13 protein-coding genes are annotated in these 22,929 nt (G+C 66.4%); 12 read left to right on the top strand and 1 reads right to left on the bottom strand.

Features of this window, described 5'->3' with window-relative positions:
• Positions 1-502: 502 nt before the first annotated feature.
• The 6 genes from ACYVIP_RS27760 (at position 503) to ACYVIP_RS27735 (ending at position 14,652) form a co-directional block, all read left to right on the top strand.
• Positions 503-3,499, top strand: coding sequence for a helicase-related protein (locus tag ACYVIP_RS27760; protein WP_460401509.1), 2,997 nt, complete (start codon positions 503-505; stop codon positions 3,497-3,499).
• Positions 3,499-7,332 carry an Eco57I restriction-modification methylase domain-containing protein gene (locus ACYVIP_RS27755; RefSeq protein WP_460401507.1) on the top strand — a complete coding sequence of 1,278 codons (3,834 nt, stop codon included), beginning with the start codon at positions 3,499-3,501 and terminating at the stop codon, positions 7,330-7,332. Before ACYVIP_RS27760 ends, ACYVIP_RS27755 begins: the two co-directional genes overlap by 1 nt.
• A gap of 141 nt (positions 7,333-7,473) precedes the next feature.
• A complete protein-coding gene (locus tag ACYVIP_RS27750; RefSeq protein ID WP_460401504.1) occupies positions 7,474-12,396 on the top strand; it encodes a DEAD/DEAH box helicase in 4,923 nt (1,640 codons plus the stop codon).
• A 45-nt stretch (positions 12,397-12,441) separates the two neighbouring features.
• The gene (locus ACYVIP_RS27745; protein WP_460401502.1) at positions 12,442-13,545 is read left to right on the top strand and encodes a hypothetical protein; all 1,104 of its coding nucleotides are present in this window, start codon (positions 12,442-12,444) and stop codon (positions 13,543-13,545) included.
• Positions 13,546-13,678: 133 nt separating this feature from the next.
• On the top strand, positions 13,679-13,966 hold the full coding sequence (locus tag ACYVIP_RS27740) for a hypothetical protein (protein ID WP_460401500.1): 288 nt from the start codon (positions 13,679-13,681) through the stop codon (positions 13,964-13,966).
• Between the two features lie 44 nt (positions 13,967-14,010).
• On the top strand, positions 14,011-14,652 hold the full coding sequence (locus ACYVIP_RS27735) for a hypothetical protein (protein ID WP_460401498.1): 642 nt from the start codon (positions 14,011-14,013) through the stop codon (positions 14,650-14,652).
• On the opposite strand, the gene ACYVIP_RS27730 is transcribed toward ACYVIP_RS27735, so the two are convergent.
• Positions 14,609-14,821 carry an HAD hydrolase-like protein gene (locus ACYVIP_RS27730; protein WP_460401496.1) on the bottom strand — a complete coding sequence of 71 codons (213 nt, stop codon included), beginning with the start codon at positions 14,819-14,821 and terminating at the stop codon, positions 14,609-14,611. The two genes, ACYVIP_RS27735 and ACYVIP_RS27730, sit on opposite strands and share 44 nt — an antisense overlap.
• Positions 14,822-14,915: 94 nt before the next feature.
• Between ACYVIP_RS27730 and ACYVIP_RS27725 the strand changes: the two genes are divergently transcribed.
• From ACYVIP_RS27725 to ACYVIP_RS27700, 6 genes are all read left to right on the top strand, one after another.
• Entirely contained in the window at positions 14,916-15,611 is a 696-nt protein-coding gene (locus ACYVIP_RS27725) for a hypothetical protein (protein ID WP_460401494.1), read from the top strand.
• A gap of 61 nt (positions 15,612-15,672) precedes the next feature.
• Positions 15,673-15,993, top strand: a complete 321-nt coding sequence (locus tag ACYVIP_RS27720) for a hypothetical protein (protein ID WP_460401492.1) — start codon at positions 15,673-15,675, stop codon at positions 15,991-15,993.
• A gap of 486 nt (positions 15,994-16,479) precedes the next feature.
• Positions 16,480-17,853: an ISL3 family transposase gene (locus ACYVIP_RS27715; RefSeq protein WP_460401490.1), complete on the top strand. Its 1,374-nt coding sequence runs from the start codon at positions 16,480-16,482 to the stop codon at positions 17,851-17,853.
• Between the two features lie 350 nt (positions 17,854-18,203).
• Complete coding sequence (locus ACYVIP_RS27710; protein ID WP_460401488.1) at positions 18,204-18,782, top strand: hypothetical protein; 579 nt, start codon at positions 18,204-18,206, stop codon at positions 18,780-18,782.
• A gap of 386 nt (positions 18,783-19,168) precedes the next feature.
• The gene (locus ACYVIP_RS27705) at positions 19,169-21,637 is read left to right on the top strand and encodes a hypothetical protein (protein WP_460401486.1); all 2,469 of its coding nucleotides are present in this window, start codon (positions 19,169-19,171) and stop codon (positions 21,635-21,637) included.
• Positions 21,634-22,479 carry a hypothetical protein gene (locus ACYVIP_RS27700; protein ID WP_460401484.1) on the top strand — a complete coding sequence of 282 codons (846 nt, stop codon included), beginning with the start codon at positions 21,634-21,636 and terminating at the stop codon, positions 22,477-22,479. The genes ACYVIP_RS27705 and ACYVIP_RS27700 overlap by 4 nt, the downstream gene beginning before the upstream one ends.
• The last annotated feature ends 450 nt before the right edge of the window (positions 22,480-22,929 follow it).

Below are 22,929 nucleotides of genomic sequence, written 5' to 3'. Positions count from 1 at the left end.
TTCTCGCGAACGCCCAGATGATCAGCAACGCCCCAACGGACACCGCAACTACCTGCGTACGAACCGACGTGAAAAGCCATCGAAACGCCTTGTTCACTGCACCGGCCCTGCCCAGCAGGGATGTGTCAATGGTCAGTTTGTTCAGGCTCTGGCACAAAGTCCGTGATGGTGCCCGGAGGTGGGGAATCCTGCGGCGGTTGATCATGTCCGTGGTTCGATGATCTTGATCTGAAGGTTCTGCTTCCTCATCTGGCTCCGCTGTGGATCGAGCGGATCCTCCAACGAGGGGGCACGCTTCGGCCGTGCGCACGTTCTCGCCAGACGCTGCCTGTCCGGGCCGCGGCAGCAGTTCCGGACGAGTTCACAGCCGACCATTGACAATCGCGCTGCCCTGGCCAGCCTGCACCCGGTCTTACCCGGCGCGGTCCAGTCGGGCCACGCGACGGCGTCCACCTTGCCGAGCGCGTCGCGAGGTCTATCCAGGTTGACTCGATAGCCTGTGATGAGCGTTGAGGATGTCCACGAGTTCGAAAGAGGGGCGGGAGTGTTCGAACGCGGGATGCGAGTGCTGGTGCGTGATCGACGGTGGGAGGTCGAGGCCGTTCGTGGTGCGGGTGCGCAGACGTTTCTGCAGCTGCGCTTGGCTGATGACCGGCCGGGGCCACGCCGCTTGACGGTGCTGCCGAGTCTGGAACCGAGCCTGCAGCTTGAGCCTTCCCGTGCGCTGCGTTTTGAGCTGGGCAACCCGGTGCGGCTCAACCAGCTGCACGACGCGTTGGCGCTGACGATGGCACACGGCCGTGGTGATCTGGTGGCGGTGGAGCACGGCCGGATCGAGGTCGAGCCCTATCAGCTGGTGCCGGTGCTGGCCGCGATGCGCCAGCCCAAGACCCGGCTGCTGATCGCGGACGACGTGGGTTTGGGTAAGACCATTGAGGCAGGCTTGGTGTTGCTGGAGCTGGCCCGCCGGGGTCGGGCGGACCGGGTGCTGATCGCCTGCCCTGCGGGTCTGCAGGAGCAGTGGGTCGAGGAGATGCGGTTCCGGTTCAATCTCGATTTCACCAAGGTCGACAGTAAGCAGTGGCTGGAGCTGCGCCGTTCCTATCCCACGACGGTGAGCCCGTGGACAGCCGCGCCCCTGGCTGTGTCCTCCATCGACTACCTGAAGAACAACCTGGCTGCTATCCAGGCTGCCCCTCCGTTCGACGTCGTCATCGTGGATGAGGCACATCACGTGGCCCGTGCCTATGCCGGCGAGGGTCGATCTAGCGGAACGGACCGTAGCCGCTTGGCCCGTGTCCTGGCCGATCACACCCAGGAACTGCTGTTGTTGTCGGCGACTCCACACAGCGGCTACAAGGAATCCTTCGCCAGCCTGCTGCAGCTCCTCTCGCCGCACCTGGCCAGTGACGACGGCCACCTCCAGCCGGAGCTGGTCAAGCCCTATGTGGTGCGCCGGCTCAAGGACGACGTGGCCCGGGGCAACCCGCCGCAACCGATCAGTCGTCGACACCCACCTCAGCCGATCGAGGTAAACCCGACAGCAAGAGAGAAGGAGATCCACCAGCGGCTGAGGGGCCACAGTAAGCGCGTACTGCGCGCACTGCGGGAAACCAACTCCTACTACGTCCAGGCGTTCGCATTGGAAGTGTTGCGCAAACGGGCGTTGTCCAGCCCGCACGCGCTGCTGCAGAGCCTGCGTCGTCGGGCCGAGAGTCTCGGAGTGACACCCGCGGAGCACGCCGGGCACGGCCGGCTGGACGCGCTGCACGTCTATCGAGGCGACCTGGCTCTTCCCGAGGAAGAGCTGATCGAGACCGAAGAACTCGCGCTCCAGGGGGTCGCCGCGCACCTGCCAGCCGACGACCTGCAGGAAGAACGTCGGCTAGTGGGAACCCTGATTACGCAGGTCGAGGCACTGACCGCGGGCGATGACAGCAAACTGACCCGGCTTCGCGGCTGGATGGACGGCTTCCGCGCGGCCCGGCGAGGCGAGCGGATCATCGTATTCACGGAGTACCGCGATACCCTGGACTACCTGCAGGAACGCCTCGGTTTGGGGCCAATCCTGCGGATCGACGGCACCGTGCCGCTGGCCAAACGCAAAGATCTGCTCGCGGAGTTCGCGGCCACGCCCGGCGCGATCCTGCTAGCGACTGATGCCGCGGGGGAGGGTCTGAACCTGCAGGAGGCCTGCCATGTCGTGGTCCACTATGAGCTGCCGTGGAATCCCAACCGTCTCGAACAACGCAACGGCCGCGTGGACCGGTTCGGCCAGAAACAGGTCGTCGAGATCAGCTACTTGTACCTGGCCGACACTCGAGACGAGGAGATCCTGCAGCGGCTGCGCGAGAAGCTCGCCGAGATTGCCAGGCAGCTGGGCTCAACCAGTGACATTCTCGGGGTCGCCGGTCGCAGCGAGGTGATCGACGGATTGTTGGAAGACATCCCGGCCGAAGAACTGGAAGCCCGGCTGGAGAAAGTCGCCAACGAGGTCCGCGACTATCTCTCCCGTAGTGGGGCACTCGCCCTGCTGCGAGGGCTGTCCGACGAGGCCGCCGCTGAGCGCGGCGCCACCGAGGCCACAGACCACAGCCGGTGGCTACTGCCCGATTTCAATGAGTTCCGCACTCTGGTCACCTCGGTGGTACGGGAGAATGGTGGCAGTGTCGTCGGCAATGGCGACAGCGTCACGATCACGCCCGGCCCGCTGTTGTCCCAGTATCCACAGGTACCCGCCGGTGCGTTCGAGGCCACGTTCAGTCGCGCCGTCGCGCTGGTCCCGGAGAACAAGGGGTTGGCCTTCCTCACCCCGGTGCATCCGCTGGTCCGTGCCGTTCTGCAACGCGTCCGTGCCCGCCTGTACGAGGACAACACCCAGGACCGGGTGGCGGTCCGGGCGATCGCCGACGGCCAACCGGGATGGCTGTTCACCCATATCGGCCGCATCACGGCCACCGACGGACGTTTGCTGGAGGAACCCCTGATCCCGGTCCTCGTGCCCGTGCGCGCAGACGGCACGCCCGGCACCGCCAGCCTGGACTCCACCACGGACCTGCGACAGCTCCGGATGCGGCCCGCTGCGGCTAACGGCCACGACCCGGTTGCCGCAGCCCAGCAACTGCTCCAGTCCGGATTCACCGATGCCGCCGCGACCGCCGCCCAGGAAGCCAACCGCCGCCTCGCCGAGCGCACCGAGCAACTGCGAACCCAACTCACCCAGGATGCCCAACGCCTGGCCGATGAACTGGATCGCTGGCACGCCGCTGAACTGGCCGAAGCCGAACATCGGCTCAGCGATCATGTTGGGGACGGGTTCTTCCAGCTCGGGTTGTTCACCGACCTAGGGCACAGCACCTTCCGCACGCTCGACGAGGCTCACGCAGCGATCAACATCGAGTTCGACCGGCGACGACAGTCTCTGTCCGAGGGATATCGAGTAGCCGATGTCGGCGCCGTCGAGCCAGTGGGCTGCATCCTGTTGGTGGAGGCCCGCTGATGCTCAACATCACCGTCGCGGGCACCACCTTGTCGACCTACTACTTGGCCGACCCCGGTCTGTTCCTGCGCGAGCAGCGTGGGCACGCGGACACCGACGGAGCCGCCGAGGGCATCCGAGCAGCCCGGCGCGAGCTGCGGCGACTGATCGCCGATATCGACGAGACTACCAATCTGGGCGTGGCTCGTCGGCAGATGGTGAGCTGGCTGGCCTACTTCGGCTGGCGCTTCCCGACGTTGCCGCAGACCCTCGACGAACCCCTCACCGCCTACGACGACCCCGACGACGACGTCGCGCAGCATCGTGCCTGGGTCTTGATCACCCCGACCGGTCAACACCTCGACACCTCCCCGAGCGGCCGGCGGGCAGGCAAGCTGCGGCCCCAACGCCAAGCCGAAACCGTGGTCCGCTCCGGCCAGGTGCCCGCCGTGCTGCTGTCCAACGGCGCAGAGCTGCGTGTCATCCGCCGCGACCCAGGGCTCGGCGGCGAAGCCAGCTATCTCGCCGTCGACCTCGCGGGGCTCGCGGAACTGGGGGACGACCACGAATGGCGCGTGCTGTGGGCGCTGCTGCGGCCGGAAGCCTTCACCCCGGACACCGACGGCAAAAGCCTGTGGGACCGCGCCGAGAAGGCCAGCACCGAGGCCGCGGACACGGTCAGCGAAAACCTCTCCGACGGCGTCCGCACCGCCATCCGCGCCGTCGCAGACGGGGCACTGGCCGACCTCCGCCATCGCAGCGCCGCGACGCCCACCCCACGGGCACTGTTCGCCGACGCCCTCAAGATCGCCTACCGGCTGCTGTTCGTGGCCTACTCCGAAGACCGGGGCCTGCTGCCCGTCGGCACCCCCGCCTACGACAGCGGCTACTCACTACGCATGCTGCGGGATCACGTCACCGATCCCAACACCGTTTGGGCACCTGACGGCGGCTACCTGTGGTCGGCGCTGCGTGCGCAATGGGGACTGCTGCGCGACGGCATCAACGCCGGAGAACTTCAAATCGCCGGCTTCAACGGCGGCCTGTTCGACTCCGACAAATGTCCTCTGCTCGACCACCCCGAGCTGACCGTCGGCGACCTGCACGTCCGCGAGCTGATCAGCGCCCTGTCCTGGACCCAACCCACCACCGGCAGGAACAACCAACAGGTCGGCCGCCGACGCATCAACTACCGCGAACTCGGCGTGGAACAACTCGGCAGCATCTACGAGGGCCTGCTCGCCTTCGAACCACAGATCGCCGACACTCCCAAGACCCTCGTCCAAGTCGGCACCGGCCAGCAGACCCGCCAGCAGATCGTCCCCACCGACGACACCCCGCCGACGGCGGTGGTCATCGAGGAGTATCCCACCGGATCGTTCTACCTGTTCGAAGCCACCGGACAACGCAAAGGTTCCGGCTCCTACTACACCCCACGCCAGCTCGCCCACTTCGTCGTCGGCGAAGCACTGCGCCCCCTCGTTCAGGACGCGACTCCGGAACAGATCCTCAACCTGCGGGTCTGCGATCCCGCCATGGGATCCGGGGCGTTCCTTGTGCCGGCCGTGCACTTCCTCACCGAGGCATACGGCGAAGCCCTAGCCCGCACCGGGGAGAACATCGACCACAAACTGGATGACACCGAGCGCGCCCGCTACCGGCGACTCATCGTGGAACGCTGCATCTACGGCGTGGATTTCAACCCCATGGCCGTCGAACTCGCCAAGGTCTCACTGTGGCTAACCACCGCATCGGCCGGCAAACCACTGTCCTTCCTCGACGCCCACCTGCGCTGCGGCAACTCCATCATCGGCGTCGACCTCGCCACCTGGGAAGGCGTCCCCGAACCAGCGATCGACAAGGGCCGCAGGGTCGAGAAGATCGACGAGGAACAGCCAATGCTGTTCGAGACCGACGCGCCCGACCTAACTTACGTTCTGCGTGAGCGTCGCAAGCTCGCCGAGGCACCGTCCGATGACCGGGTTCAGGTACGGAGGAAGGAAGAAAGCTTCGCCCGCTTGCTCAAAGGTGACGACTGGACGCGGCTGCGAACCCTCGGCGACTGGTGGGTCGCGCCCTTCTTTCACGACGGGCTGCGACAGAACAGCGCCAACTGGCGCGTAGGGCGCGAGGATATCCTCGCGCCACGACTCATGTACGGAGACGGCCAACGCCTACTCGATCGAACCCGCGACGAAGTCCTGCCCTTCCACTGGGAGATCGAATTCCCAGAGGTCTTCTTCGAAGCTTCAGGCGCCCACCGTCCCGACGCTGGGTTCGATGCCATGATCGGCAACCCGCCCTGGGAGGGCATCACATTCAAGGCCGCCGAGTTCTATGGACGTTTCGACCCCGGATACACCCTGCTCCGGGGGAAGGCGGAGAAGCAAGCGCGCCAGGATCACCTACTCACTCGACCTGACGTGCTCGGGGCCAAAGACCGTGACACCGCCCAGCTCGACGGTGTGAAGTGGTTCATCAAAGGTTCCGGGGTCTACCGAATGCTGTACTCGCACGGCACCACGTTCAACTATTACCGCACCTTCCTTGAACGAGAGCTGACACTCCTGGCGCCCACCGGACGGCTGGGGCTGGTCATCGACTCCGGGGTGATAGCCGATGCCGCCACGGCGGAACACCGCCGGGAGTTGCTCGACCGCTGCGTAATCGACCGATTCGTGCTATGTGACAACATCGAGAAGATCTTCCCCATCGATAGCCGCGAACAATTCCTGCTACTCGTTGCTGGGCGAGGAGGTGGCACGGATCCACTGATGTTCACCAGTGGAGTCACAAATCTCGAAGATCTGCTCCAACTGGACGAACGTACGGTGACCATTCCCCGCAGGACCATCGAGGCGCTCGCACCTGACACGCTGGCCATACCCGACGCCCGCGATCCGAAGCTGCTGGATTTGCTGACCACCATTTATGGTAAGCGGCCGTTGCTGCTCAACGAGAAGCTGGCCGGCGGATGGTTCGTTGACTGGGGGCGGGAACTCCACCTGCACGATGACCGAGCGTTCTTCGCTCCCGAGGCAACGGGGTTACCTCTCTTCGAGGGAAAAAATATTCATCAATTCGTCCACAACTTCGCTGAATCGGCCTACCGACTCAGGGAAACAGTTGGCGAGGATGCTCTCGCTATCCGCGCGAAGAAGCGCGCCAAGAAAAAGGATATTCGGTCACTCAAGCGCCACCAAGGTGAACGCCCCCTGCTCGTACATGAGCCTCGCTCTGGTGTTCTGGAGTTGCCCTCAAACCACTATCGGCCCTGTTTTCGTGAAGTGGCAAGAGCGACTGATGAACGCACTCTGATCGCCGCGATACTTCCACCGGGGACCGTGGTTACTCACTCCTTGCACTTCTTCTACCGATCCTACTTCGACCATGCCGGCAATGGCTATCGCACGGCGTTGAGCGCCGAATCAATGGTGTATGTGGTCGCGCTGTTGAACAGTCTCACCCTGGATTTCGTGGTCCGTAGGAAGGTCGGTGCCCATGTGACGAAGTCGGTCATGGCGACCCTGCCGGTGGCGGATGTTCCGCTGGGTCACGGTCCGGGCAAGGCCGTGGTCGACCTGTCGGGTCGGTTGACGTGTCGCACGTCAGAGTTCGACGAGCTGGCCGAGGTGCTCGGAATCGACTGCGGTCCACTGGCCAAGGACACCGAACGGGCTCTGCGAGCGGAGTTGGACGCGCGCATCGCTCACCTGTACGGACTCTCCTCGACCCAGTTGGAGCTGATCCTCGCGGACTTCGATCAGAGTGCCAGCGGCGAGGGCAGTCCGGTTCGGCCTGGTCAGGCGTACAAGCGACTGGTCAGGGAGGAATTCGCCCGATTGGCCCAGTAGCTCTGGCGGCCGAAACGCCGGCCGAGTGTCGGTGGTGGTCGTTAGAGTGCCTGTCAGGTCTCCCGTGGTGAGCCTGGGGTCGCGCAGGTCGGCCGTCGCCTCGGGTTGCTGGCACCTGACATAGATGGAGGACGCTGGCTCGTGGATCCGTTGGAGCTCGCTGACCGGCTTCGTGAGGACTACCGGCGGTTTACCTGGACGACCTATCCGATCGCGGACCCGCTGCTGCGGCAGCGGTTGGAGCGGATGGTGGACGAGGACTCGCTGCTTTGGCACGGCCCATTCCTCTCCGTCCAGCCCCGGTTCCAGCTCGACGCCACGCTGGCTGAGTTGGGGAGCCGTATCGGGTTGCCGACGCAGGTTTGCGAGGCGTTCCCTCGGGTCGAACGGCTGTTCGCCCATCAGGTCGCCGCGATCACCCGGATCCACGCCGGATCGAATACGCTGGTGGCGACGGGGACGGGCTCCGGTAAGACAGAAGCGTTCTTGATCCCGGTCGCCGCGCACGCCTTCGCCAACCGGCATCGCCGCGGCGTGAAAGCGATCGCGCTGTACCCGATGAATGCGCTGGTCAACGACCAGGAGGACCGTGTCAAGGCGGCTTGCGAGCAGCTTGGCTTGCGCTATGGGGTTTATACAGGGGCGACCCCGCAGAACGTGCGTGACGCGATGCAGGACGCTCCGCCGGACATCCTGCTGACCAACTACTCCATGCTCGAATACCTGCTCACCCGCCGCGACGACCGCAAGTTGTTCGGGGACGGTGTGCTGCGGCACTTGATCTTGGATGAGGTGCACACATACCAGGGCGCGCTGGGCACCGAGATCGCCTGCCTGGTGAGGCGGCTGCGCGGCCACATCGATGTCGAGGGCCTGGTCTGCGTGGGACTGTCCGCCACTGTCAGCGCCGGAGGTGACCACGCGAGCGACCTCGCTCGCACCGCCGAGTTCGCCTCCAACCTCTTTGGCGCCCCGTTTGACACGGGGGCCATTGTTGAGGAAACGCCGATCCCTCCCGCCGCACCCGAGATGGACCGGATCGGGCCACCGCCAGACGCCGCCGCCTTGACCGCCGCCTTGGCGGAGGGTGCCGACCCGTCCGCGTTGCGCCGGGTTCTGGGCGACCCCAACAACAGCTTGATGTTGGACCTGCTGCGGGCCAAGCTGACCGAGCCCCGCACCATCGCCGGGCTGGTGACCGAACTGGCGGAGGTACCGGCTCGAGCCGACACCGACCCTGTCCATCTGCACGACGAGGTGGCGGGCTGGTTACTGCTGGGGGCTGGCACGTCCACCCCGGAGGGCCCACCGGTGCTGGAGGCCAAGGTCCACCTATTCCTGCGAGGACTTCCGCACCTGATGCGGTGCGCGGGCGAGGGTGAACATCTTCTGCTGGACGGGGCCGAGACCTGCCCGGTGGAAGGCTGTGGTGCACAAGCGACCACGCCGCTAGGTGTGTGTTTGGGATGCGGCCAGGACTTCGACCTGGAAACCGGTAACCGGGGCGGCCGGCCGAGCTACTACGTGGCCAGGCGCACCGCGTGTGACCCGGTGGAGCAGCCGCAGCCGCGCACCCGGTGGTATCCCTCGCGGCGATGCGTGCGCTGCGGCACGAGCGCGACGGGCGCGGCTTGTCTGGGGTGTGGCGCGCCGACCAGGAGTGTGCTGGTCTGTGAACCGGAGCGAGGCAAGCCGCTGACCCGGTGCCCGGTGTGCGGGTACGGCCGCAACGTCGGCGCGGTGCAGGAGTTCACCGCGCGCACCGCCTCGGCGATCACCGCGACCGCGTTCAGCCTGCACCGGGGATTGGCTGAACAGAGCGACGACGTGATGCTGCGGCGGCTGCTGGTGTTCGCCGACTCGCGGCAAGACACCGCCTTCCAGGCTGGCTACATCCGCGGCCGCTCCCGCGCGGTCCAGGTCCGGCGATTGATCACCCAGGCGGTCCGGACACGAGACACCGCTGGGGCGCCGCCGGCCAGTTTCGACGGGCTGGTTGAGGACGTCTTCCGTGTGGGCCGCGATATCGGCCTGTATGACGATCCGGCTGGTCGCGACGCCAGCAACCGGGTCCGGCGGGTATGCGAGTGGGACATTCTCGGGGAGGTGGCCAGCGACGAGCGCCGCCCACCGACCCTGGAACGCCTCGGCATGATCACCGTCGGCTACCCCGGCCTGGACCGCCTTTCGGCGGCCGAGCTGTCCTCCCTGGCCGACATCGTCGGCAGCGACACGAATTCCTTGCGCTGGCTGCTGGGACGCATCCTGGACCTGGTGCGCACCCGCGGCGGCGTCGGGCACGAACTCCTACGCGCCAAGATGGAACCCTCCGCCCAGTACGACCTCATCGAGGCCGGCGCCACCCTGCGACCAAGCCAGAACGTGGTGGGGCTCGGCGAAACCATCACAAAGGTCAAGGGTGCCGGGCCGATCAGCCTTGGCGCGAGAGGCACCGTCGCCCGCCTGGTGAGAATCGCCTTCCCCCACTTGGTCAAGACCGACGACCAGGAACGCGCGGTGCGGGCACTCGTCGCCTTCCTGGAGCACCAGCGGCTGCTCACCCGCACGCGGGTCGGCACCGGCCGCTCGCAGGTCACCCTCTGGCAACTCGCACAACAGGAAATGGAAATCCGACCGCCCGCCACCACGATCTACCAATGCCGGGCCTGCCGCGCTGTGCAGCCACAACCGTCGCCGCGCAACACCTGCGCCACCTTCAACTGCCAAGGCGTGATGGAACCCTGGCAGGACAATACCGACGACTACGAACGGAAACTTGCCGAAGGACGCGACCCGCTTGCGGTCACCGCCGAAGAACACTCCGGCCAAGTACCCCTGGAACAGCGCGAGAACATCGAGGAGCGGTTCAAGAACGGCGAGCTGAACCTGCTGGTGTGCACCATGACCCTGGAACTGGGGGTCGACCTCGGTCAACTGCTCGCGGTGGTGCTCCGCAACGTGCCCCCGCGGCCCAGCAACTACGCACAACGCGCCGGCCGCGCCGGCCGCCGCGAGGAACGGGTCGCGCTCATCGTGACCTACGCGGGCGGAATGCCCCACGACAGTTACTACTACCGGCGGCCTGTCGAGATGATCCGCGGCGCCATCCGGCCGCCCGCGTTCCTGATGGACAACGCACGGGTCATCACCCGCCACGCCCGCGCGTTGGCGTTGGAGCTGTGCGGCGAGAACCTGCCTGCCTGGATGGGCGAGTTCGTCTCCGAAGACGACGCCGGCGAACTACACGACCTGCAACCCGTACGGGACGCCCTAGCGGCCGACACCGACCGTATCGCCGAGCGGATTCACACCACCTTCCGCCACGGTCTCGCCACGAACGATCTGCCGTGGCTGGACGCCGACTGGTCGCGCGGGATCGTCACAGGGTGGACCGAGGATCTCGACAAGGCCGTGGAGCCCTACCGCCTCAAGCAGAAGACCCTGCTGGAGGAATGGCGACAAGCAGCCGCCACGCCGGGGAAGACGGACTCCACCAGGGCATTGCACACCATCGGCGCCAGCCTGGCTGCGATGCGGCGCACCGACCGCACTCGCGCCTACGTGCTGTCCTACCTGAGCACCGTCGGTTTCCTGCCCTCCTACGCCTTCCCCACCGACACGGCCACCCTGTCCATGGAAGGCGAGAGCGCGGAGCTGTCCCAGGACAGCATCCAGGCCGTCAAGGACTACGCCCCCGGCCAACTCGTCTACGCCCGTGGCGCGAAGTGGTTCGTCGACCAGGTCGACTTCCGGCGCTCCAACCTCGTCAACGCCGACGGCCACGGCGCCGTTCCGCAGGCCAACCTCTGCTCGCGCTGCGACACTGTCAACGACTCCACCTCGGCCAGCTGCCTGTCTTGCGACAACGAGGATCTCCTCACGCTGGTCACTATCCCGATGCGGGCGATGCGGGCATCGCGACGCCAGCGCATCGGCGCCGACGAGGAGAACCGGTCCCGGCAACCGTTCGAGGTGACTCACCACCTCGGCGCACCCAACACCGCCGAAACCTGGCTGTTCGAACGTCCAGGCTTGGTGCTCCAGTGGGAACGCAACGCCGCCCTCACCGTGCTCAACCGGGGACGCGTGCAACCAGACGACACACCCGAAAGATTCATCATCTGCACCAGCTGCGGACTGTGCTTCGATGCGATCCCCGGCCCCAAACCCACCGAATCGCAACGCAGCCGCGCGAAGTTGCACGACAAGATCTGCACCAACCACCACTACGAGTTCACAGTGCTGTCCACCGCACGTGGGGTCGACTGCCTGCAGATCCTGCCCGACCTGGAATCCTTCGACATCCAGGCCAGCCAGCTTGAGGAGTTCCTTGCCAGCATCCGGGCCGCGCTCGACTTGGGCTGCCGCGTGGTGCTGCAAGCCGGTGAGGACGAGGTCGCCGGTTTCGACTGGCCACGCCCGGACCCGAACAGCGCCGAAGCCTTGATGCGGCTGGCAGTGCTGTACGAGGAGGTCCCCGGCGGCGCCGGCTACCTACGGCAACTCGCCGTGCGGTTCAGCGAGGTTGCGGCCGCTCTCGTTCCCGTTCTGGACGGCTGCACCTGCGAACGTGCCTGCTACGCCTGCCTGCGCTCCTACAACAACCAACTCGAAGGCCACCTGCTCGATCGACGCGTCGCCGCTGACTTCCTTCGGCAGTTCATCAACGCCCCCGATGCCACCCTGCACCGCGTCGGCTCCTTCACCGATGGCTTCCACGGCCTGCCACGCTCCCCGATCGAACGACGTCTCGCACTGGCCCTCATCGAAGCGACCGCCCCACGCGGCCACGCCCAGTTCGCCTGGGGGGACCGGGGATCCACCGACGGCGCACCACGCCCGGTCACCATCGCCGACTTCGCCTGGCCCGAACACAAGGTCGCGGTCTTCTGCGACGGCTGGAAGCACCACCACACCCCGGAGCAAAAAGCGGAGGACAAGATCAAACGAGACGCGATGCGGGCCGACGGCTGGGCGGTCTTGTCTTTCTGGGGCGGCCAAATCGTTCGAGACGTCGACGTCTGCGTCGCCACGGTAACCGAGCGCCTCGCGTCCCGAAGTTGAGCCAAGACAACAGACTCATTCACCGGGACGGAAGGGTAGACGGCAGTGGTCAGCGTGGAGTCCCTACGGGGCTACGTCCTGGAGGAGGTACTGGCTCGACTTCTATATGACAATGGCTACCGCCTGTTGGTGTCCGAACAGCAGGATCCCGAGGCGTTGAAACGTGGCGCCCATGGGCTGCTCGTGCGCGGTCGTGGCGCGGACCATCAGGCCGACGTGCTCGGTGAACTCACGCTACCCGTACCGTTCTCGCTTCCGTTGCGGATCTTCGTCGAGGCGAAATATCGCGGGGTCAAGGCGAACCTTCGGGACGTCCGCAACGCGCACGGAGTCGTGCACGACGTCAACGAGCAGTACGCGACAGCGTCGGCGGGCGCTCGTTCGGTGCCGGTGCGGCGCTACTACTACCGGTACACGCTGTTTTCTGCCACCGGATTTAGCCGACCAGCCCAGCAGTACGCCCTCGCCCAGCAGATTTCCCTGGTCGACTTGTCAAGTCCCGCGTTCACGGCGCTACTGGATGCGGCGAACCGTACTGCCTACGAACTGCATGGCCTGGCCGACGAAGTCCGCGTGTCGCCGTTTCCCCGCGGCCAGGTCCGCACCGCACTCAGGGTTGCGCTGGGAACCTGGACCGCCGACGGGCGTCAAGGCAACGCGGTCGAGCCCGAGGTCCAGACATCTGATCATCGAGCGTGGCACACGGCGGAGCCGAACTCGTCACGACGAGAACCTCAACAACTGCCTGTCGAACCGCTTGCCCGCATCGCGGCCACGCTCGTCGACCGAGCGAGTGGCGACTTGCTCCTGGGGTTCCCATCCGCACCGTTCGTGCTGCCCCTGCGCCCCAATGACCCTGCAGCACTTCCCGCCTACGTTGCCCGTTATGGACCCGACGTCAGGGTGAACATCGAATTCGCCACCCGACGTGAAGTCACCGGCGACTGGGTGATCGTGCCCGCTGACGGCTCACGCAGCTTCCAGTTCCAGTTCGCCCTGCCGGCCCTGTTGGAAGACTGGCTGCTCCGCGACGACGGCGCGGCAGCATTGCGCGCACGTGATGTCAAGGCCGACTTGCTGTCTTCGATCGCGGTGTTCCAGGACGGTCGCCTCGTCCGGCTACTGTTCCAACCGCGGCGTCGTGCCTGATCCATCGTGTGTCGATAACACCTCGAGGGAAATTGACCGTCCATTCGGGACGGAGACGATGCCGGTTTCCTCGGCAAGCTCCCGCGCGGTCTCATACGCCAAATCGCCGGTATCAAGCTCGGTGTCCGGGCCGATGGGGCGGTTCGACCACACTGCCAGGGAGATGCACCCGGCCAGGCACGGCCGTGGCCGTCGACGTCCGCCCGACCAACAAACCCCCGTCATCGACGGGTTGGATCACCGGCGCTACCCGCCAGCGGCCGAGGTCGACGTCATTCACGCCGCCATCCCACGCCTTCGCCGTGCCCTGGACCGACTGGATCTACCCGACGACGGACCCACCAGAACCCCGGCCAACCTGCAGGGCGACATCATCCGCGCCAGCGACGACCGGTTGCAGTCCCGTTACGGCCGCGGCTGATCGATCTGATGCGTTCGGCCGCTCAGTTCGCTGAGGATCCGTTCTTGTTGGCGGTGGTGGCCTATGTGCGCACCGAGACGTTCTTCGCCACCGGCGACCTCGACACCGCTGCCCGGGCCCTCGAACTCGCCGCCGACCACCTGCCCGCGCAGGGCACCGCCTCGTCCTGTGCGGCGTTCGGCGCCCTGCACATGCGGGCCGCGGTCGTCGCCGGGCGGTCGGGCAGGCCTGACCGTGCTGCCGACCACTTGCGGGAAGCCCGCCGTGCCGCATCCGTTGTCCCTGAAGGCATCTATCAGGGCACCGCGTTCGGTCCGGCTTCCCTGCGCATCCATGAACACGCTGTCGCTGTTGAACTACGGGATCCCGTGGGTGTCGAACGGGCGGCGGCGTGGCAGCCGCCCGCGGAGCTGCCGGCCGAACGCCGCTCTCACTATTTCATCGATCTCGCCCGCGCTCAGCTCACGCTGGGCCGGCACGAGGACGCCTACCTGTGCTTGCAGGCCGCGCGTCGGACCGCGCCGGAGCACACCCGTACGCATCCGCAGGTCCGCCAGTCGCTCTCGACGCTGCTACGCACCCACACCGCCCCCGACTCCGGCTGCTTGACCTCGCCGCCTGGGCCCGCGCCTGCTGAACCTGTCATCGTGTGGTCAGCAGTTCCGACAGGTCGTGCAGGGAGTTGATCACCCAGTCCGCGTCGCGCCGGACCAGCGGGTCCTGGGCCCAGAGATAGCCCCACGGGCCGCGTCGGATCAACGCCGCGCGGAACCCCGCGGCCTTCGCCGCCACGATGTCGTTGTCACGGTGATCGCCCACGTACACCGTCGTGTCCGGTCGTCCACTGGGCACCATCGTGGTGACGTGGGCGAAGAATTCGGGTGAGGGTTTGGCGACGCCCCATTCGCGGCGGGCATCTGCTGCCGTTCCGGCTGGCCGGTGAGCGGTGGTGGTGATTGCACGGGCCGCGGACACCGGTCGCCGGCGGGCCGACAGCGCGCGCTTCGCCCTGGACCTGCTTGGTGTGGCGTTGAGCGCGTATTGCGCCCGAGTCGTGGACATGTCGGATGGCGTGTACGAGCTGCCGGTTGGCGCTGCCGTCGTGGTGGTGTACGGCTACGACACCGCCGCTGTCGCGACGGTGGATCAGGGTGCGGCCAGCCGGGCGACGGTACTGGCTGGCCGGTTCGTGGGTCGCGGCGTGCCGGTCATCCAGGTCGCGCTCGGCGTGATCGACGACCTTGCCGACTCGCCGGCCGACGTGCTGGTCGCGTGTTATTCACCGCACCGGGCCAGCGTCGCGGCGCTGGCCCGGACCTTGTTCGAGCACGGCCGTGCCCCCGGCGTTCTGCCGGTGTGGGGGCCGCGATGGCGACTCGTGTTCCGGCCGTCGCGCTGGCGCATTACCATGGTCGTCAAGAATTGGGGTCGGCGCTGGCTACTCGGCCTGCGGCTCTTCAGCGCCGCTGCCCAGGTCCTGGCGCACATAGACGGTCGCCAGGGAGGGTCTGCGCGCACCGGGCAGCCGATACGGGAGTTCCTGGGCGGCCCGCACCTGGGCATGCATAAGCGACCACGTCCTGCGGGAGGTCGGGAAGCTCACGCCAGGTCCCGGGGCGGTCGAGGACGGCGACCATCTTGCTGACGAAGCGCTTGACCTGGCCGTAGACGAGTGAGTCGCGGTCTTCTGGTTTGCAGATGTCGATGTGGTTGGCGTCAACGGCGATGGGGACGACCCCGGCCAGGCCTGGGTTGGCCGAGGTCTCGTCGACGACACGCAGGCCCTTGGTCGGGTGGGTTTCGTAGAAGCCAAGGTTGCGGATCTTGGTTTCGTCGACCCAGTTCCGGTAGCGGTCGGACAGGTGTCGAAGACACGGCTTGTTCTGTTCCAGGTCGTCGATCGCGGGAGTTCCCCGAAGGAGCGCGCCGAGTGCGTGATGGCCTTGGCCAGCCCGGAGCCGGTGTGTGGCGTGGCGAGGAAGACGACATCCCTGGTGGCGCTCGCGAACGAGGCGAAGTCGGTGTGACCGTCGGCCGCGTGCAGGAGGATTTCCTTGGCGAGCAACCCGCCCATGCTGTGGGTAACGAAACACAGCGGCTGCTCGCCGATGTCGTGGTTCTGCAACTGCGCCATGAGGTTGACCGCGCGGTCCTGCATCGGCATCGACCGTCCACGCCAGCCGCTCGACCATGCGTCGTACCCCACCGACCAGACCGCGATCCCCCTCGACGTCCTCAGCCAGCCATTCCGGCCAGAAGGACGCCGTTCCCTTCCCCGATCACGTCTTACGCGCGTCCCCATCCAGTCCGTGAATAAACACCACGTCCAGAACGGCCCGCTTCGGAAAGTGAACGACGAGGAGCTTCGTCACCCCCACACTCTCGCCCTGCAGCGCTATTCTCAGGCACACGGTCTCGCGGGTCTATCCCGTGATCGGCTCTGGCGCGCTCTAGGTGGTGTGTGGGTCTTCGCCGCAACCGGGTGTGGGTTGCCATGATCGTTTGTGGCTGAGATGGCGAAGCTGGTTGGTGTGGTGTTCTCGGGGCTATCGGCCCTGTCGGTCGAGGGTGTCGAGGACGCTGGTGATGTGATCGTGGTGCGGGCATCGACCAGGAGTGCTCGGGTGGCGTGTCCTGTCTGTGGGACGCCGACAGACCGGGTTCATGCCTTCCGCGAGCGGGTGCCTGCGGATGTGCCGGTTGATGGACGCCGGGTGCTGGTGAGGTTGCGAATCCGTCGGATGCGTTGCGCTGTCAACGAGTGCGCGCGCCAGACCTTCCGGGAGCAGGTACCTGGCTTGATTGAGCGGTACCAGCGGCGGACCGTCCGGCTGGGCGAGCAGGTTCGCAGTGTCGTGCGCGAGCTGGCGGGCAGGGCATCGGCCATGGGGATCGCGGTCGGGCGGGACACCGCTGTGCGGGTCCTGCTGGGAAGCCCGTTGCCGGGTCGTGAGGTGCCGCGGGCGCTGGGGATCGACGATTTCGCCCTGCGCAGAGGTCATGACTACGCGACCGTGTTGATTGATGCCGACACCGGCGCCCGGATCGACGTGTTGTCTGGGCGCGGCGCTGAGGTGGTGGCCGGCCGGCTGCGGTCCCATCGAGGGGTCGAGGATGTGTGCCGGGACGGCTCGGCCGCGTATGCGCAGGCGGTGCGGGACGCATTGCCGAACGCGGTCCAGGTCGCCGACCGATGGCATCTCTGGCACGGTCTGTGTGACGCCGTTGGCAAGGAAGTCGCCGCCCACAGTGCATGCTGGGCCACAGCGACGGGACTGCGCGAGGGANCTGGACTGCTCACGCCGCCTCGGCCTGGCAATGAACACCGTCAAGCGATACGCCCGCGCGGCCACACCGCAGCGCATTCAGCGGATTCCCAAGTATCGGGCCTGCATGGTCGACCCTACCGGGACCACCTCCGCTCCCGCCGTGAACAGGAGCCGGGCGTGGGGGCTACCGCGCTGCTGGCCGAGATCCGTGCCCTGGGCTACAACCGGCAGCCACAACCTCCTCGTGCGCTACCTGAACTAGGGACGGCATCTCGACGACCACCCGCACCTCTCACCACGACGAGCCGCTCGCCTGCTACTGACCCGGCCGGAGAACCTCACCGAACGGCAACGCGAACGACTCCAAGCTCTGACCGCAGCCTGCCCCGAGATGACAGCGCCGGCAGGCGCCGTGCGTTCTTTCGCCGCCTTGCTCGCTCCTCACAAGGACAACCCGGCCCTGTTGGCGGAATGGACCACCGGCACACGCAAGGTGGACCTACCCCATGTGCACTCCTTCGAACATGGAGACGGGGAACGAGAGACCTGCCGGCCGGGGCAGGCGAGCGGTCGGGCAAATCGGGCGCGTGGTGCTCCTGGGTCTCGCGAAGGGGATGAGCAGCGCGATCGGCGGTGCGATTGTGACGGGGGTCCTCTGGTGGATCGGAAACCGATGACAGAGCACTACAGCGGAGCGCGACGAACAACGGCCTACTGCGACCGACCCAGAACCACGTCGCGACAGGCTCAGGCGCCAGTCAGCTCGCATGGGGACGGGTTCGAACCAGACCAGCGTGCAAGGAGGGATCAGTCTCACAGGCGCGGGACAATTTGGGGTCGCGCTTCGTGATGGGCCGATCGAGTGTACGTTGCGGGAAAGACCTACGGCGCGGGACCGCTTGTGTTCTGATATCTGCCGTTGGCTACGGGGAAGTATGGTCCGTCATCACAGGGGGAGTCATCGGCTCATGGATCCGTTGTCATTGTCATCGTTGGGAGCCGTCGGCCTGGGGTATGCCGTGAAGTTCCTATTCGACCGTGCCAGTGCCGCCCTCGACCGTCGGGCGCAACGTCGTACTGCCGATGCACAGACACCTGCCGACAATTCGTCTGCGGAATCTGGGGCTGGCGTCGTAACCGGCTCCTCGATTGCCTCGTCACATGATGCGTCAAGCGCGCACGAGACGGTGGACAAGGACGTGGCAGACAGGGACGCCGCAGAGAACGAGGTGATCGGTGCGTTGCGGGTGTTGGAGGTCTACCGCACCAAGAATCTCGCCCTGGAACCGGGCGACGCGGTGCTGCTGGACACCGTGCAGCGACTGCACGCGGCGTTAGAGCGTCTGGAGGGCGTGCCGGTGGACCTGAACGCTGCGGCGAAGGCCGTGATCGAAGTTGACCAGTCCGCCGATCACGTCCGCGGCGCGTTGACCGGTGCGGATCTGGGCAGTTCGTCCCTTGACACCTCTGCTCACATCCGGCAGCAGGTCGGCACCCTGCACGAGGGCGGTTCTGTCACTGGTTTTCGCGCAGGCGGTGGCCGGTGAATGATGCGGGCGGCACTTGGTTCAGCCGCCGCAGCGCACGTGCCAACATCGGCCCCACTCATGGGCTCGACTCCGAATCGGAGATCGGACCCGAAGCAGGGCACGATTCCCCGTACGAGGTAGCCCACGCACATGTTGCTCGGGATGTGGATGACGTTGCCGTCGAGCCCAACTCCAAGCCCGGCCCAGGGACGGACCCGTCTCCCATATCTGACATGGCGGATCTCGGTGTTCCTGACGGAGGGCACACTGGCCGGGCGCCGGCTCCAGATGTTCGGGACATCGTGCCGGACTCTTCGCCGGGGGTGGTTCCGAGTGATGCCCCGGACCTCGCCGCGCATGGAGTCTCTCGTGACGACGCCTCGGGGCCGGCCCAGCCAGGGGCCATGCCGCACCGCCTCGACATGCAGGTGACGCCTCCCGTAGCGCCGGGAGTCACCTCGTCGATCGTTGTCAACAGCATGACCGGTGGCACCGCCGTCGGCGCTATGTGGGTAAACAGCTTGCTGCCGCTGGAACAGGCCCCGGTGCGTCCGACTCACCTGCGCCGGGTGCTGGACACTTACGCCCGTCCAGAGGGCTTCGAGGACCTTGTGAGCCTGGTGAGAGACCGGACGCGCATCGTGGTGTTCGACATCGAGGAGAACGCGGGCCGCACCACCCACGCGGAGGCGCTGGCCGCGTGTCTGGCCAGCCTACAAGCCTCCCTCGACCGCTCAACGCCCACGCATTCATCCGGCGCGCAACCTGCCGGTTCCCTCGGTCCGCTCCCGACTGCCTCCGACGTCATTGGCCCCGATCCGACCAGCCACGGTTCGGCCCAGTCGGCGTGGGGGCGTGGCGATCTCCCGTCGGGCACATACGCCCAGTACCCCCCGGCCCAGCCCGCTGGCGTGGGGTATGCCGGCGCACAGCATGCGGAGGCGGCCGGGGTCTATAGGGATGAGACGGTGTTCGATGTGGCGCGGTTGATGTTCGGCGGGTCGCCGCACTTCCCCGACACCAGGCTGCCGACCGACCGGGGTCGGGTGTGGCTGTTGGAGATACCGACCGACGAGGAAGGCTTTCGGGTCGCCGAAACCTTCGGCGACTGCCTCCCCGCCCTGGACCGGTCGCTGGCCGACCAGGAGGGAAGGTTGGTCGTACTGACCCGGCCCGACCAGTGGCGCCGAATCGGTGGTAGCCCATCGGAGCGGTGGCCCAGTGTGCGTGAAAGGCTTACCGGGGTATCGCCGGCAGCGGTGGCGCACGCGCAGCTAACTGGCAGGATGCCCGGCATCAACGCGAAGGATTGGTTACAGCAGCCCGATATCAAGGCGATGGTTGAGCAGGGCGGCACCACCGGGGCCGTCGAGTTGGCCGAGGCGATCCTCGCCGCCGAGCGGACCCCCGTGCACCTGCTGCCCGCCGATCCGGCCTCAGCCGGCACTGAGGGTGCGGCGCAAGACACTCGGGTGCTGCACTCTCGCAGGATCGCGATGGTGGTGGACTCGCGAGGGCAGTGGCGCCGACAACTGCTCACCTGGCATCGCCATCCAGGTCGCACCGCCTTCGAACGTGATTTCCAAGTCGCCGCGGCCGCCCTGACCGGGCTGCCCGTGACGCACGTCTACTACGGCGCAACCCAGCTCAATACCCAGTTCGGGGGTCGCGGCGTGGTGGACCCGGACGGGCAGGACGCACCTGGCGTCATAGCGATGCTCGACGCCATTGGTGGCGAACTCATTAGCGAGGACTGCATCCACTTTCCCCGACCGGGCTGGGCCGACTCCATTCTGGAGTACTTCTGGGTCGACCGGCCTCTGGCGCGCGGCACATTCCTCGACTGGCTTGCCAAGGCCCCAAACTATCGTGCGGGCGAAGCGCTGGAAGCCGTCGGCGACGATCAGCGACGGGCTACGGCACGACGCATCACGCGGTTCGCGCTGAGCTGGGCCGCGCGGCACAATCGCGACGCCCCGCTGGCCAAACTCGCCAGGGCCTGGTGCGAGTCGCACCGCGGCCTCTGGGACGAACTGGTCGAGGTCCTCTCCGCTGTGGCCTGCGCCGATAGCGCTGACCCCGCCGAGGTCGGCAATGACATCGCATCCCTCGTGGTACACCAGCGTTATGTGCACCGGCTCCTGCTGGATTGGGCTAAATCTCCCACCGTCGACCTGGCGCACGTGGTCTTACAGGTCTGCGCGGGCCCCTTCGCCGCCCGCTATACCGGTAAGGCCCTGGTCCGGCTCAAACACGCGGGCCGCCACGCCGACGGCAAGATTCGGCCCGTGCTGGAGGAAGTCATTGTCCGGCTGTGGGAAGAACCCTCCGCGCGCGCCACCCTCGTCGCGGAGATCGCCAGCTGGTGCGGAACCGCCCAGCATCGCGCTGCTGGTAGCGTCGCATTCGCCCGACTCGCCGCCATCACCCAACCTGATCCCCGCCACCTGAGCCGCGACGACAATGGCGCCGCGGACGCGGATCCGATGGTCGACAGCATCAGCGCCCGCAGAGTGGCGCTACTACAGGAGGCTGGCGGCTACACCCCCGACCTGTCAGTGTTGGGCCAATGTTGGCGCGCCCACCTAGCCACCTCACTCCCCAGTGACAGTGCCGACCTGGTGACACTTTGGCTCGGGGCCGCGACCAGTGATTCAACCCAACGACCCGCCGTGCTCGACGTGCTGCGCCTGGCTGTGCGCGGCACCAACACCGAGGACCGCACGGCGCGCGACATCGTCCGCGGCATCGCCCGGACTTGGTCGGCCGACCACCAGGACCGCGTACTGCTCTACCATGACCTGACCGCCGTGCTGGACACCGACATCACCCACACCATGTACACCTTGCTTTCCGATGGAGTCGGCTCGTGAGCTGGTGGCGCCGTCGCCCGACACCACCTCCGCTGGAGCACAGCTGGACTGACTATGTCGGCAGCGCCGATGCCCACCTCGGGTTCGCCGCACACATCCATCTCACCGTCCACCCCGAGCCCGCGTACCTCGGCGTGGCTCTGACCAATGGTGGTGTCCATGCTGGGGTGCCGCCTGTGTTGTCGCGGGCGGGTGTCTGGGCACGGTTGCAGGTTGAGACGGTGACCGAGAAATGGGACGTATTGCACCGCCAAGCCGCCCAACACGACCTCAACGACCAACTGGCCCGACACTTGCCGCACACCCTGGACGGCGGCGCCGTGGTGGCCGCAGCGACCGCAGTGCTCTCGGTGACGGCGGACGATATCCGTGCCGGACACGAATTGCTCCATGCCCGCCGAGAGGCACACATGGACGAACTTGCCCGCCGTCAGATCGCTGCCACCCTGCGTTTCCTACGCGAAGAGTGCTTCGACAACCCGGCCTCGGCGCGACTGTTTCTCATGCTCAATACCAATACGCGGCTGGGCGTGTTCCCTACCGCGCAACAGGCCGACGACGTCGTTGACGAGGTCACCCGCTGGCACCCGGACACCCTATGGGTCCAGGTCGCGAAAACCCTTCAAACTGCGCTGGGAGCGCTGACCCCCGACCGGACCGACGAACTTCTACGCGTGCTGTCGGCGGCGCTGCACAGCACCGGACACCCCGACCAGGCCCGCACCATCCATGACCTGCGATCCGGTACTGTTCGAAGCTCCAGCAACGGCTCCGCGAGCCCTCCGCACGATGAATCCGGCTATCCCGGCACGACCAGGACGACGGGAGGTCCACATCATTGAGCGTTGCCACGAAGTGGCGGAAGCTGTTCCAGGACGTTCGCTCTGGCGAGCAGCACTCAGTCACTGGGGTAGATGTGCTGTCGGGTGCTCGGCTCACGCGTGCCGCGTGAAGTAAGTGTCCGTTTCACGCTGGGGCCGGTGGAGCAGATCTGGAGCACTGGTTCGTTTCGAACCGCGCTGAACGGCATTGGCTGGAGCGGAACGGCGTCGGATTTCCTGCGGGTTCTCTGTTTGTGCTGATCAGAGGCATGATCGGGCCATTCTGGCAGTGTGGGGGTCAGTTCGAACCCCCTCAGCTCCACTGGAAGTTCGATTTTTCGAATTTGACCTGCGGTTTTATACGCAACGCCACCCTCTTGATCTGAGCGAGAGGGTTTTGCTGGTCGAGCCCTGTTTTGTGTTATATCCCCGGTAAGCTGTCGTGTCTGTTGTGGCTGGTGTTGTTCAGGT

Source organism: Actinophytocola sediminis, from assembly GCF_054779715.1.
The sequence above is the reverse complement of the archived record's forward strand: the minus strand, read 5'-3'. Positions and strand labels throughout refer to the sequence as shown.

What these genes read in the sequence shown, in the direction of transcription:
- ACYVIP_RS27760 (WP_460401509.1), top strand. Translation starts at nt 503, where the DNA reads ATGAGCGTTGAGGATGTCCACGAGTTCGAAAGAGGGGCGGGAGTGTTC.
- ACYVIP_RS27755 (WP_460401507.1), top strand. Translation starts at nt 3,499, where the DNA reads ATGCTCAACATCACCGTCGCGGGCACCACCTTGTCGACCTACTACTTG.
- ACYVIP_RS27740 (WP_460401500.1), top strand. Translation starts at nt 13,679, where the DNA reads ATGGGGCGGTTCGACCACACTGCCAGGGAGATGCACCCGGCCAGGCAC.
- ACYVIP_RS27730 (WP_460401496.1), bottom strand. Translation starts at nt 14,821, where the DNA reads ATGGTGCCCAGTGGACGACCGGACACGACGGTGTACGTGGGCGATCAC.
- ACYVIP_RS27710 (WP_460401488.1), top strand. Translation starts at nt 18,204, where the DNA reads ATGGATCCGTTGTCATTGTCATCGTTGGGAGCCGTCGGCCTGGGGTAT.
- ACYVIP_RS27705 (WP_460401486.1), top strand. Translation starts at nt 19,169, where the DNA reads ATGCCGCACCGCCTCGACATGCAGGTGACGCCTCCCGTAGCGCCGGGA.